The organism is Bradyrhizobium sp. AUGA SZCCT0158, assembly GCF_018130065.1.
In the GTDB taxonomy this organism is placed as follows: domain Bacteria; phylum Pseudomonadota; class Alphaproteobacteria; order Rhizobiales; family Xanthobacteraceae; genus Bradyrhizobium.
Window position 1 is genome coordinate 99,933 of record NZ_JAFCME010000013.1, and the last position, 12,514, is coordinate 112,446.

Annotated in this window: 11 protein-coding genes; 4 read left to right on the plus strand and 7 right to left on the minus strand. The window is 61.8% G+C overall.

The features are described 5' to 3' along the window. Nucleotides 1–6 precede the first annotated feature (6 nt). Both glsA and JQ574_RS19875 read right to left on the minus strand, forming a co-directional pair. The gene (glsA, locus tag JQ574_RS19870; protein ID WP_212204745.1) at nucleotides 7–1,005 is read right to left on the minus strand and encodes a glutaminase A; all 999 of its coding nucleotides are present in this window, start codon (nucleotides 1,003–1,005) and stop codon (nucleotides 7–9) included. A 433-nt stretch (nucleotides 1,006–1,438) separates the two neighbouring features. Further along, nucleotides 1,439–1,696, minus strand: a complete 258-nt coding sequence (locus tag JQ574_RS19875; RefSeq protein WP_212383793.1) for a hypothetical protein — start codon at nucleotides 1,694–1,696, stop codon at nucleotides 1,439–1,441. Between the two features lie 276 nt (nucleotides 1,697–1,972). Here JQ574_RS19875 and JQ574_RS19880 point away from each other — a divergent pair, with 276 nt between their 5' ends. Continuing rightward, the gene (locus JQ574_RS19880; RefSeq protein ID WP_249119462.1) at nucleotides 1,973–3,766 is read left to right on the plus strand and encodes a metallophosphoesterase family protein; all 1,794 of its coding nucleotides are present in this window, start codon (nucleotides 1,973–1,975) and stop codon (nucleotides 3,764–3,766) included. Here JQ574_RS19880 and JQ574_RS19885 read toward each other — a convergent pair. Both JQ574_RS19885 and JQ574_RS19890 read right to left on the minus strand, forming a co-directional pair. Then, entirely contained in the window at nucleotides 3,763–4,785 is a 1,023-nt protein-coding gene (locus JQ574_RS19885) for an AI-2E family transporter (protein ID WP_212204747.1), read from the minus strand. The two genes, JQ574_RS19880 and JQ574_RS19885, sit on opposite strands and share 4 nt — an antisense overlap. Nucleotides 4,786–4,916: 131 nt before the next feature. After that, nucleotides 4,917–5,729: a class I SAM-dependent methyltransferase gene (locus JQ574_RS19890; protein ID WP_212204754.1), complete on the minus strand. Its 813-nt coding sequence runs from the start codon at nucleotides 5,727–5,729 to the stop codon at nucleotides 4,917–4,919. 107 nt (nucleotides 5,730–5,836) lie between these two features. Here JQ574_RS19890 and JQ574_RS19895 point away from each other — a divergent pair, with 107 nt between their 5' ends. Next, nucleotides 5,837–7,447: an ABC transporter substrate-binding protein gene (locus tag JQ574_RS19895; RefSeq protein WP_249119463.1), complete on the plus strand. Its 1,611-nt coding sequence runs from the start codon at nucleotides 5,837–5,839 to the stop codon at nucleotides 7,445–7,447. A 150-nt stretch (nucleotides 7,448–7,597) separates the two neighbouring features. Here JQ574_RS19895 and JQ574_RS19900 read toward each other — a convergent pair whose 3' ends face one another. The 3 genes from JQ574_RS19900 to JQ574_RS19910 form a co-directional block, all read right to left on the minus strand. Continuing rightward, the gene (locus JQ574_RS19900; protein ID WP_212204758.1) at nucleotides 7,598–8,434 is read right to left on the minus strand and encodes a transglutaminase family protein; all 837 of its coding nucleotides are present in this window, start codon (nucleotides 8,432–8,434) and stop codon (nucleotides 7,598–7,600) included. A gap of 131 nt (nucleotides 8,435–8,565) precedes the next feature. Continuing rightward, complete coding sequence (locus JQ574_RS19905) at nucleotides 8,566–9,510, minus strand: alpha-E domain-containing protein (RefSeq protein ID WP_192734059.1); 945 nt, start codon at nucleotides 9,508–9,510, stop codon at nucleotides 8,566–8,568. Between the two features lie 2 nt (nucleotides 9,511–9,512). Continuing rightward, on the minus strand, nucleotides 9,513–10,931 hold the full coding sequence (locus JQ574_RS19910) for a circularly permuted type 2 ATP-grasp protein (RefSeq protein WP_192734058.1): 1,419 nt from the start codon (nucleotides 10,929–10,931) through the stop codon (nucleotides 9,513–9,515). A 334-nt stretch (nucleotides 10,932–11,265) separates the two neighbouring features. Here JQ574_RS19910 and JQ574_RS19915 point away from each other — a divergent pair, with 334 nt between their 5' ends. Both JQ574_RS19915 and JQ574_RS19920 read left to right on the plus strand, forming a co-directional pair. Continuing rightward, complete coding sequence (locus JQ574_RS19915) at nucleotides 11,266–12,003, plus strand: molybdopterin-binding protein (protein ID WP_212204760.1); 738 nt, start codon at nucleotides 11,266–11,268, stop codon at nucleotides 12,001–12,003. A 5-nt stretch (nucleotides 12,004–12,008) separates the two neighbouring features. Then, complete coding sequence (locus JQ574_RS19920; RefSeq protein WP_212204762.1) at nucleotides 12,009–12,473, plus strand: GNAT family N-acetyltransferase; 465 nt, start codon at nucleotides 12,009–12,011, stop codon at nucleotides 12,471–12,473. Nucleotides 12,474–12,514 lie beyond the last annotated feature (41 nt).

The window sequence follows — 12,514 nt, forward strand, 5'->3', positions numbered from 1 at the left end:
TCTGATTCATTCTTCCGGTTGCGACACGAACAGATCCATTCCCAGCCGCTGTGACAGGAATTTTGCGGCGAGCTGTCCCTTGACGCTGTTGCCTGCAGCGTCGAGCGGGGGAGCAAAGGTTCCGAAGCCGCCTTTACCCGGGGAAACGGCGACGATGCCGCCACCGATTCCGCTCTTTCCGGGCAGGCCGATGTCGTAAAGCCAATCGCCAGAAGTCTCGTACAGTCCGGCGGTGATCATCACCGCCAGCGCGTAATGGCAGACAGCAGGATCGACCACGCGTTCTCTGGTGATCGGATTGACGCCGCCGTCAGCCAGCGTCGCGCCCATGACCGCGAGGTCCCGGGCGCTGACGTTGAGCGAGCACTGCCTCGTGTAGAGGTCGGTCGCTTCCTTTGCGTCGCAATAGATCCGATCAAAACTCTGCAGCAGGCGGGCAATGCTGCGGTTGCGGAAGTTGGTATCCGACGCCGAGGCGTAAACCTCTTTATTCAGCGGTAGCGTTCGCCCTGCGAAACGCGACAATCCGTCGTGGATGAATTGCCATCGTTCTTCCGCGGTCGAACCGGGCGCAAGGCTCGTCGTTGCAATGGCGCCCGCATTGACCATCGGGTTGGTCCGGCCGCTGCCGTGCTCGATGGCGGCGAGGGAGTTGAAAGCAAGGCCAGTGGCGTTTGCTCCAAGCTTGTCGCGCGCTTCTTCCGGTCCGATCGTCTCGCAGATCAGCGCGAACACGAACGGTTTCGACACGCTCATGATCGAGAATTCGTAGTCGGTGTCCCCGGCGGCATAGACGCGTCCGCTGGTGCCGACGACGCAGACCCCAAACAGATCACTGGGGATCCTGGCCAGCGCGGGATAGACTTGCGAGTTTTCGCCGTCGCTGTTCGATTTGAAGCGCCGCTGCGCTTCGGACACGAGTGCCTGAACCGTCTCTGGCTCAGGCAGATGCCCTGTCGAAACATATGGCCGCTCGGCTTGTTGCGTGATCGATGGCGAGTCCATGGGACTCCTCCTCAATCCTGTTTATACGATCCCGCTCGTGGGTGCCGGGACGTCGGCAACGTTGGCTGCTCATTGAGCAAGCGATCACGTGGGATCTTTTCAGCTCTTCTTATTCGGCCCGACAAACAAGCGCTCGTAAGTGCACGGAGTCAAGCATACAACCTGACGCAGTAGTTTGCGCATCGTGTGCTTCGTCATAAAAAGTTGTAGCAAATCCGCCCAACGCGATGGCTCAAACTGCACATGCCGGGAACTAAGTCGCGCCACGTCCATGCCGGCGGCAGGCACCGAAGCCGCTAGTTTCCCTTCGGCCCGGCTGGGCCCATAGGTCCTGCGGGGCCTGGAGGACCTGCCGGACCGGGCGGCCCAGCAGGTCCGGGAAGGCCGCAGTTCTGTATCACCACGTCTCTCGTATCCGGCCCGGACGTGATCTTCACGATACAAGTAGAGGGGAATTCTGCTCCGATCCCCTGAAACCACCCGTCGATGTGCTCTCCACCTGCACCGTTTTAGTTGGGTTGATTTTGATCTCCACATTGGGTTCGCGCGGTCGCCTGACCCGTCCGGCGACAACCAACTCGCCTCGCGATATGGTGGCGGTCGTGATCAAGATTTCCGCCTGGGCATTTCCGCTCAACGTGACCAGACAAGCGGTCGAAGCAACTGCCGTGCCGATAAGCTTTGTGCGCATAGCAAGTCTCCCTTGCCGTTTGTAATGCGGGACTTGATCACTAGCGCTCAATGTTAGCGGTGCTATCGAATGGAAGGGTTTGCGGCTTGTGTGCTTTGCTACAAAAGTTTGTGACAAATTACGGGATCCGGTGGCGCTAACTGCATATTCGTCGAAACTTAGAATGTGTGTCGCGAGGCGGAGGAGCGGCGCCGGGGGGAGCGGATGCGCGTTGGTATTCCGTCGAGAGGCTGGTAGCGTCGGTTAAGCAGCAGGCACTCCTATCGCGGATGCAAGATGCGCGCTCCGATCATGACGCGGCTGACCGCGGAACCTGATTCAACTCCTTCTCAGGACGGCTCGCTGGTCGATCCGCGCCAGGGCGATATCGAGGACGACGCCTCCAGCCCCGGACAGAGATCGCTGCTTGCGATCGCCGGCAGTCTGCTGGTTGAAATCAGTCTGCCGAAACTGCTGTTCGCCTGGACCGTCTCGCTGCTGTTGCCGGCGGTGCTGCTCGGTCTCGCGCCATTGATCGCGACGGCCTGGTTCTCATCCTTATCCGAACACGTTCTGGAACTGACCGGGATAGGCGCTGCGCTGGTGCTCGTCACGGTCATCGCGCTCGGATGGTTCGGATGGCGGCCGCTATTCCGGGCCGCTGAGACGAATTTCTGGTCGCTCAATGCGCTCGCCGTCCAGCCCGGTTACGCGTTTGGCCGCGAAGCGCTGCGGCACTTGGCGGAACTGATGTTCGGCAGGAACGCCGACGCGGCGGGGCGGGCACGGTTGCGTGCGGCGAGCTCCGCCGGCGCCGGCATTATGCTCTGCCTATGTGCGGCGGCAGTCGCGATTCTCGTTTGGCCTTTCTCGCGGTGGATCGGTTCGGTGTCCGACCTTGTGCTTCTGCACCGCCTGATCGTTCCGACGTTGGCCAATGCGGTCATATTGGTATCGGGTTATCTCGCATTCGCGTCGCTGGTCTGGGGCTTTGCGGATGCCAGCATGGATCAGCCGCTGGATCTTCCCGGATTCGACGACGCGCCGTCCGGTTGCCGGACCTGGCGTGTCGCGCATCTGTCGGACCTTCACGTGATCGGCGAGCGATATGGCTTCCGCATCGAGAGCGGACGTGGCGGCCCGCGTGGTAACCAGCGCCTTGCGCGGCTGATGGTCCGTCTTGCGGCGATCCACGCCGCTGACCCGCTCGACCTCATCCTTGTGACCGGAGACATGACCGACGCCGGCCGCGCAACGGAATGGGCCGAATTCCTCGACGTGGTGGCGCAGCATCGTGAACTCGCGGCTCTCATGGTCATGCTGCCCGGCAATCACGATGTGAACATCGTCGACCGCGCCAATCCGGCCCGGCTCGATTTGCCGTTCAGCCCCGGCAAGCGGCTGCGACAGATGCGAACGTTGTCGGCAATCGCAGCGGTGCAGGGGGAGCGCGTGCATGTCGTCGACGACGCAGGAAAGCCGGCAGCCACCCTCAACGAGGCGCTGGCGTCGCATCGAAAGCGGATCGCCGCCTTTGCCGAACGCGGTGGCTTGCGCCGCGCCGCCGGGCTGGTCGGGCTGTTCGACGACCTGTTTCCGATGCTGTTGCCACCCGATCGGGAAGACGGATTAGGCGTCCTGATCCTGAACTCCAACGCCGATACGCATTTTTCTTTCACCAATGCGCTCGGATTGGTTTCCGTAGAACAGATGCGCCGGCTCGCGGCGGTGCTGGGTCGTTTTCCCCGTGCGCAATGGATCGTCGCGCTGCATCATCATCTGATAGAATATCCGATGCCGGTTGCGAATTTTTCCGAACGCATTGGAACCGCGCTTGTCAATGGCAGCTGGTTCGTTCGCAAACTCAGGCCTTTCGCGAAGCGGGCCGTAGTCATGCACGGCCATCGTCATATCGATTGGATCGGCGCCTGCGGTGCGCTGAAGATCATCTCTGCACCGTCGCCTGTCATGGGCGGCCCTGACGCCAAACCGACGCATTTTCTGATCCATACGCTGGCCGCTGGTGCAAGCGGGCAGCTCTGTCTGCTCCCGCCGCAGCGCGTCGAGATCGCCGGCGAGACCGGCGGTTAGCTTTTTTCGACACTTAATTGCTTCGATCCGCCGAGCAGATCGGCTATCCAGCGGCTTGACGGATGCTGGGCGCAGAAGGTGAGGATCGCGAGTGCGATCGGCACGCCGATAAAGGTTCCGAACAGGCCCCACTGAAAAGTCCAGAAAAAGATCGCGAACAACACCACCAAAGGCGATATCGCAAGCATGCTGCCGGCAACGCGCGGCTCGACATAGCTGCCGACCACGAACTGGATGATGTTGAGGCACGCGAAGAGGGCAAGAACGGCTTGCCAGCTCTCAAATTGCGTCATCGCCAGCAAAGTGGGAAACAGCGTTGCGATGAAGGGGCCGATAAAGGGGATGTAGTTCAGCGCGAAGGCGATCACGCCCCACTCCAGCGCGAACGGCAATCCGGTGATCCAGGCGAACACACCCACGAGCAGGCCGGTGATGGCGCTCATCTGCGTCCGAACCAGGAGGTATTTACGGAATTTGGCCGCGGTCGCCGCGCTGCCGTCCAGCAGCACGCGCGCAACCTCGGGCTTGCCGAGCGTCTCGATCCTTCGTCTTGCATCCTCTACTTCCAGAAGTCCCAGCACGACATAGACAAGTGCGATCACCCAGAAGCTGAGTGTGGTATTGACGCGGCCGGTGACGAACTGCGTTGTGCGCATCAGCCACGTGACGTTGAAATGCTCGGCCCACAAGCCGGCGACGGAGACGCCATGGCCGTCGAGCCACGTCACCATGGCGCCATAAAGCGCCTGATAGCGCACCGTATCGGCCATGAGTGATCGTCCCACCCGCCCAAAGCCCCAGGCCGCGAGCGAGGCGAAAGCGAGACAGACCACGATCGTGACGACGATGGTGAGCGCCAATGCCAGCAGTTTCGGCATTTTCGCCTGCAGCCGGCTCTGCAGCGGCCAGACGATCGCGATGATGAAAAGCGCCAGCGCCAAAGGCGCGAACACTGCGGTTGCCTGCCTGACAGCAGCTGCCAGCAGCACCACTGCAATGATTCCGACCGCGAACTTCATGCGACGCCTGCTAGGCTCATTACCGGCGGGCAACTAGTAGCGAAATTCAGAGCAGGCATCCAATCCCAATTACCAAGGGGTGGCATGCACCGGGCAAGTGAAACGACGGCCTTGAATCCGGATCGCGAAGGCTAGATCCGGGCGAAGATGACATGGGCCTGGATCTTGGCCGATATCTCGCCGCTGCCATGCTTGACGGCAATGACAGAGGCCGCATGGTCGGTTGCGGCTTCCAGCCGGTCCGGACCCCGCGCTTCGATCTCGTTGCGCAGCGGGGTTCCCTGGCAATAGGCCAGCGCGACATGGCGGGCAGAGGGAGCGCGGCTTTGCGCTTCCCTTGTTTCGATCGTCACGTCGGTAAAGCCGGCTTTCGCCAGATCGCTGCGGATCAGCGCGGTGTCGTGATAGCCGTGGGGCGTTCGGGCCATGAAGCGGGGAGGGTCGTTTGGAAAGAACGTCGCGAGGGCGTCGGTGACGTCGCTGGCGAAGACGTTCTCTTCGATGCGATCCCAGGCGTTGAAGAGGAAACAGCCGCCGGGCCTCAGAACCCGGCGGGCTTCGCGGTAGCCGGACGGGCGATCGGGAAGAAACATGACGCCGAACTGGCAGCAGACGAGATCGAACGCGGCGTCCTCGAACGGCAGCGCCTGCGCATCCGCCTTTTGCCAGATGATGCGGCTGTCCGCGCCTTGTCTTGATTTCGCATAATCCAGCATCGGCTGATTGAGGTCGGTGACGACGTACCTGGCATCGGGCGACAGCAGTGGCGCCAGCGCGCGCGTGACCACGCCGCTGCCGGCAGCGGTTTCCAGCACGGACTTCGGCGCCAATGCGCTTGCGCGCCGTGAAATGTCCTGCGCGTAGCTCTCGAAGATCAACGGAACCATATGGCGATCATAGTTTTCCGGAATCGAGCCTGCGAACAGCTTGTCGGTTTCCGACATCGCGGTCTCCTGCGTTGCGCATGGTGGTTTTGCTTGCAGTCTTGTCTCGCGGCCCTATAGATTTTGGCAGCTCTAAAGAAAAAAGAAAACATTCTGGGAGGCGGAAATTGCGCGCCATTTGCTCCGGCAGGTTGAAATTCGCTTTCCCAGTGCTCTTGTGCATTGCGCTATGCGCCGCAGGTCCCGCCGCCGCGCAGAAGAAGGGCGGCACGCTCCGGCTCTATCACAACGACAATCCGCCCTCGACGTCACTGCTTGAAGAGGCGACCATCGCCTCGGTGCTGCCGTTTGCGGCGGTGTTCAACAATCTGGTCGTGTTCGATCCGGCCAAGCCGCACGAGAGCATGGAGACCGTGATCCCTGATCTGGCCGAAAGCTGGTCCTGGGACGCCACCAACACAAAACTGACCTTCAGGCTGCGGCAGGGCGTGAAGTGGCACGACGGCCAACCTTTCACGGCGAAAGACGTGCAGTGCACATGGCGAATGCTGATCGGCAAAACCGAGACGCAGGATTTCAGGCGCAACCCGCGCAAGGTCTGGTACACCAAGCTGCAGGACGTCAGCATCAATGGCGACCATGAGGCGACGTTCGAATTGAGCGAGCCGCAGCCGAGCCTGCCGGTGCTGCTGGCGAGCGCGTTTTCAGCCGTCTATCCCTGTCACGTGCCGCAGGCGGTGATGCGAAGCAAGCCCATCGGCACCGGGCCATTCAAGTTCGTCGAATTCAAGCGCGGCGAGTCCATGCACGTCGTGCGCAATCCGGATTACTTCAAGAAGGACCGTCCCTATCTCGACGAGATCACGGTGCGCACGATCGACAACCGCGCCACGCGGATGCTGGCCTTCTCGACCGGCGACTACGACATCACCTTTCCCTCCGACGTCAGCGTTCCCCTGCTGAAGGACATCAAGGCGCGGGCACCGAACGCGATCTGCGAGATGACCGGCACCGGCACGCAAATCAATCTGCTGGTCAATCGTGTCAACCCGCCGTTCGACAATCCCGACATTCGCAAGGCGATGTCGCTGGCGCTCGATCGCAAGGCCTTCAATACCATCCTGATGGAAGGCAACGCGCGGCTCGGCGGCGCGATGCTGGCAAAGCCCGAGGGCGAATGGGGCATGTCGCCGGAAATGGTGTCGTCGCTGATGGGTTACGGCCCTGACACCGCCAGGAACATCTCCGAAGCGCAGGCGATCATGCAGAAGCTCGGCTACAGCGACGCCAAGCCGCTGCCGATCAAGATCCAGACCCGGAACCTGCCGACCTACCGTGACCCCGCGGTCATCCTGGCCGACCAGCTCAAGAAGATTTACATAACAGGCGAACTCGACATCCTCGATACGCCGCGATGGTATGCGCGGCTGGCGAAGAAGGATTTTACAATCGGATTGAACGTCACCGGCGTCAGCGTCGACGATCCCGACGGCAACATCGTCGAGAACTATTCATGCAAGTCCGAACGCAACTATACCCAGTACTGCAACGCCGAAGTCGACAAGCTGCTGGCGGCGCAATCGCGCGAACTCGACAAGGAGAAGCGCAGGAAGATCGTCTGGGATATCGAGCGCATCCTGGTCGACGACGCCGCGCGCCCGATCATCCTGCACTCATCGGCCGGCAATTGCTGGCAGCCGCATGTGAAGAACTTCAAGCCGCACGACAACAGCCAGTACAACAATCTGCGGTTTGAGGATGTGTGGCTGGATAAATAAAATATCCGGGGCGGGGACTATCCACGTCATTGCGAGCGAAGCGAAGCAATCCATCGTGCGGCAAAGCAAGTATGGATTGCTTCGTCGCAAGCGCTCCTTGCGCAAACGCTTCGCGTTTGTCGCAGGCAATGACGGTGAGGGCGTCGTTCCCTACGACTGGCTCTGCCATTGCCCTGATCGCCCGGCCTGCTCGACCTTGACCGCGACCGTCAGCGTCTCGTTGCCGCCGCCATAGCGGGTGCCGCGGACGGGGGCCGCTCCGAGATAATCGAGGCCGATCGCAATGCGGGCGTGGGCGTCTGTGGTGCAGATGCCGTTGGCCGCATCGAAACCGACCCAGCCCAAATCAGGCACGAAGGCCTCGGCCCAGGCGTGGCCGGCCTGCTGGTTGACGGTGCCGTCGGAGCGCAGGAAATGCCCGGAGACAAACCGTGCCGGCACGCCGCCCGAACGCGCGCAGGCGATGAAGATATGCGCGTAGTCCTGGCACACGCCGCGCTTGAGCGCGAAGGCTTCCGCCGCCGAGGTGCCGCTGTTGGTCGGGTCCTCGTCGAACGTCATGTGCTCGTTGATCTGCACCATCAGCGCATGCAGGAAGCCGAGCACATCGTCGCCGGATTCCGAACGCATCTCGCGGGCAAAGGTCGCCATCGCCGGGTTGACTTCGGTGAGCGACGTCGAGCGCAGGAACAGGCTCGGCGGGAAACGCTCGTCGGTGCCGCGCAGCACGCCGCCGGTGTCGTGGGTCTCGATCAGGCCCTCGACATTGATGGTGAGGTCGGCGAGCGGCCCGTGGGTCAGAACATGCGTGACATTGCCGAACGCGTCCTGGTGCATGTCGAGCCGGGAATCGGTGGAGACGTCGATCTGCCACTCGGCGACGTACTGCCCGTCATGGCTGCCGGGCGTCATCCGCAGGATCTGGATCACGCCCGAGGCGGGGGGCTCATAACGATAGCTGGTGGTGTGGGCAATTCGCAGGCGCATGGTGGTACCGAAAACGTAGCTGGAGTTGTTTGCTCGTCATGGCCGGGCTTGACCCGGCCATCCATCTTCTCAGGAGGACCATCAATTCCTGATGGATGCCCGGGTCAAGCCCGGGCATGACGAACAATGTATCAAATCAGATACTGCTTCGTGATGATCTCACCCAGCCTTGCGTTATCAGCAATGAATTCCTGGATGAATTCATGGACGCCATGCTGGAAGATATCGTCCATATGGCTGTGTTCAAGCCGGTTGCGGACGCCGCGGGCGTGGCGCTGAGAGGCGCCCTGGCGGCCATAGGCGACGCCGATCTGGTCGAGGTTCCGCACCAGATTGCTGTAGCAGCTTGCCAGCGAGCGCGGCAGCGTATCGTTGAGGATCAGCAAATCAGCGATCAGCCAGGGCTTTAGCGTCTCGCGATAGACCCAGTGATAGGCCGTCAGCGCCGACACCGAGCGCAGGATCGAGGTCCACTGATAGTAGTCGAGCGGACCGCCGACATGCTCCTCCTCGGGCAGCAGCACGTGATATTTCACGTCGAGAATGCGGGCGGTGTTGTCGGCGCGCTCCAGATGCAGCCCGAGCCGCGAGAACCAGTAGGCGTCGTTGCGCAGCATGGTCCGGTAGGCCGAGCCGTCGAAGCGGAGCGATGTCTCCTGCACGAAGCGGAGGAATTTTGCGAGTTCCTCGCGGCTCGACGTGCCTTTGCCCCACACCTCCTGCAGCTCAATCCAGGCCGAATTGATGGTGTCCCACATCTCGCTCGTCAGCGCGGTGCGTACCGAGCGGGAGTTAAGCCGCGCTGCCTCGATGCAGTTCTTGATCGAGGAGGGGTTCGATGGTGAGAACGCCAGATATTCGACGACGTTCTGCTCGTTGGCTTCCTGATACGCCTCATAGAAGCTGGCGCTGACGCCGGCGGTCAACAGCGCCGAATCCCATTCATTGGTCTTGCCGATGTAGGCGGCGGGAAGGGCGGTCACGCGCAACGTCGCATCGATGGTGCGCGCGAGATATTCCGCGCGCTCGACATAGCGGGCCAGCCAGTACAGGTTTTCGGCGGTGCGCGACAGCATCTCTATTCGTCCAGAATCCAGGTGTCCTTGGTGCCGCCGCCCTGGCTCGAATTGACCACGAGCGAGCCTTCCTTCAGCGCCACGCGGGTCAGCCCGCCCGGCACGATGGTGACGTGATCGCGCCCGGTCAGCACGAACGGCCTGAGATCGACATGGCGCGGCGCGAGGCCCGATGCGGTGCAGGTCGGGCAGGTCGACAGCGCCAGCGTCGGCTGCGCGATAAAACCCTCCGGCTCGCGCTTGAGCTTGTCGCGGAACGCCTCGATGGTCGCCTTGGTGGCGGCGGGGCCGATCAGCATGCCGTAGCCGCCCGAGCCGTGCACTTCCTTGACCACGAGATCCCCGAGGTTGTCGAGCACGTAGGCGAGGTCCTTCGGCTCGCGGCAGCGCCAGGTCGGCACGTTCTTCAGGATCGGCTCTTCGCCGAGATAGAATTTCACGATGTCCGGCATGTAGGAATAGACCGCCTTGTCATCGGCGATGCCGGTGCCGACCGCGTTGGCCAGCGTGACGTTGCCGGCCGCATAGGCCGACATCAGCCCGGGCACGCCGAGCGCCGAATCCGGGCGGAAGGTCAGGGGATCGAGAAAGTCGTCGTCGACGCGGCGGTAGATCACGTCGACGCGTTTGAGCCCCTCGGTGGTGCGCATGAACACCTCGTCGTTCTTGACGATGAGGTCGCGGCCCTCGACCAGCTCAATGCCGAGCTTGTCGGCCAGGAACGAGTGCTCGTAGTAGGCTGAATTGTAGACGCCGGGCGTCATCAGCGCGACCACAGGCTCGGCGGAAGCGGAGAGCGGCGCCACCGAGCGCAGCGCCGACAGCAACTCGTCGGGGTATTTTTCCACCGGTGCGACGCGGTGGCGGGCGAACAGGTCCGGAAACAGCCGCATCATGATTTCGCGGTTTTCCAGCATGTAGGACACGCCGGACGGGGTGCGCGCGTTGTCTTCCAGCACGATGAAATTGTCGGCGTCGACCCGGACGATGTCGATCCCGGCGATATGGACGTAAACGTCGTGCGGGACGTCCTGGCCGTTCATCTCGGGGCGGAAGACCGGGTTCTGGAAGATCAGGTCGTCGGGGATGATATTGGCGCGGAGGATGTCGCGGCCGTGATAGATGTCGCGCAGGAACATGTTGAGCGCGCGGACCCGCTGCTTCAGGCCCTTCTCCAGCAGCGTCCATTCCTTGGCCGACATGATCCGGGGGATCACGTCGAACGGGATCAGCCGCTCCTGGGCCTCGGCGTCGCCATAAACGGCAAACGTGATGCCGATCCGGCGGAACAACAGCTCCGCTTCCTGGCGGCGATATTCAAGGGCGTCCGGAGGGGTCTCCTTCAACCACCGGGAGAGTTCCTGGTAGGCGGGGCGGAGATCCCCGCCGGGACCGTTCATTTCATCAAACGCGACTGCCATAAATCCTGACTATCTTTCGAAGCCATGCGACACAGTGCATGACTTCACGGGATGGTAGCAAGGGCCGGGCCAGCGCGATATGCATGGGCTGGGGCATTTGGTATGGGGTTGTTTCCCGTGCTGCCTGAAAAACCGGCTGCCGGGTGCTTATTTCGGCAGCAAAGCCCCGTGACTTCAATGCGTTGGATGCGCATGGCAAGCGCGCATTTTCCGGCTAAGTGGGGACCGGTTAGCCGCCCGATAATGCGCGCCACTGATAAATGGCTCGTATTCTGGTCGCAAAACCGGGTAACCACTTTTGCGGAATACGAGCGGGATAAGACGAGGATTGGAAATGAGTGAGATCGTCACAGCGGGTATTCTGGTCATTGGTGACGAGATCCTGTCCGGCCGGACCAAGGACAAGAACATCGGCTTTATCGCCGAGTACCTGACCAATATCGGGATCGACCTCAAGGAAGTCCGCGTCGTTGCCGACGAGGAGGCCGACATCATCGCCGCCCTTGATGCACTGCGAAAGCGCTACGATTACGTCTTCACCACCGGTGGCATCGGGCCGACCCATGACGACATCACCGCCGACAGCGTCGCCAAGGCGTTCGGCGTCGGCATCGATCATCACCCCGAGGTGGTGGCCCGATTCCGCGAGCGCTGGACCGAGCAGGATCTGAACGAGGCGCGCTTGCGCATGGCCCGCGTCCCCGACGGCGCCGAACTGATCCAGAGCGCGACCATCCTGGCGCCCGGGTTCAAGCTCGGCAATGTCATCGTGATGGCCGGCATTCCCACGATCATGCAGGCGATGATGGACATCGTCGCACCGAAGCTGAAATCGGGCGTGCGGATGCTGTCGGATTCAGTCCGGGCGAACGCGCGGGAAGGCGACATTGGCGGCCCCCTGCGGGCGATCGCCAACGCCCATCCCGACACCATCATCGGCAGTTATCCGTTCCAGGACGAAGACAAGAAGCCGAACACCAATCTGGTGGTCCGCTCGCGCGATCCGGAAAAACTCGCCGCCGCGATGGCTGCGGTGAAGGAGATGCTGGCGGGTTTGAATACGCCGCGATAGCACCGATGATTTCGACCAGGCCGATCCGCGCCGACGATCTCGAACTGGTGTGCCGGCACCGCGAACAGATGTTCCGCGAATCCGACGCGCCGGGCAGGACCGAAGCGATTTTGGAGAGTCAGACCGCGCATTTTCGACCCTGGCTGGCCAAGCACCTCGGCGACGGATCGTATTTCGGCTATATTGTCGAGGAGCACGGCAAGCCCATCGCGGGAATCGGGCTGATGGTTATCGAGTGGCCGCCGGGCCCCTCCCATCCGACGCTGGACAAGCGGGGCTATGTGCTCAATTTGTTTGTCGAGCCGTCGCATCGCAAACAAGGAATTGCCAAGGCGCTGATGGACCGGGCGGATCAGGAATTCGTCAGGCGAGGCGTGGCTTTCGCGATATTGCACGCCACCAGGATGGGACGGCCGCTGTACGCGCAACTGGGCTGGTCGGCGACCAGCGAGATGGCAAAGTCGCTATAGTTGAGGAGATCAAAGGTGGCCGATCGTTTTGGAGCGAAGTC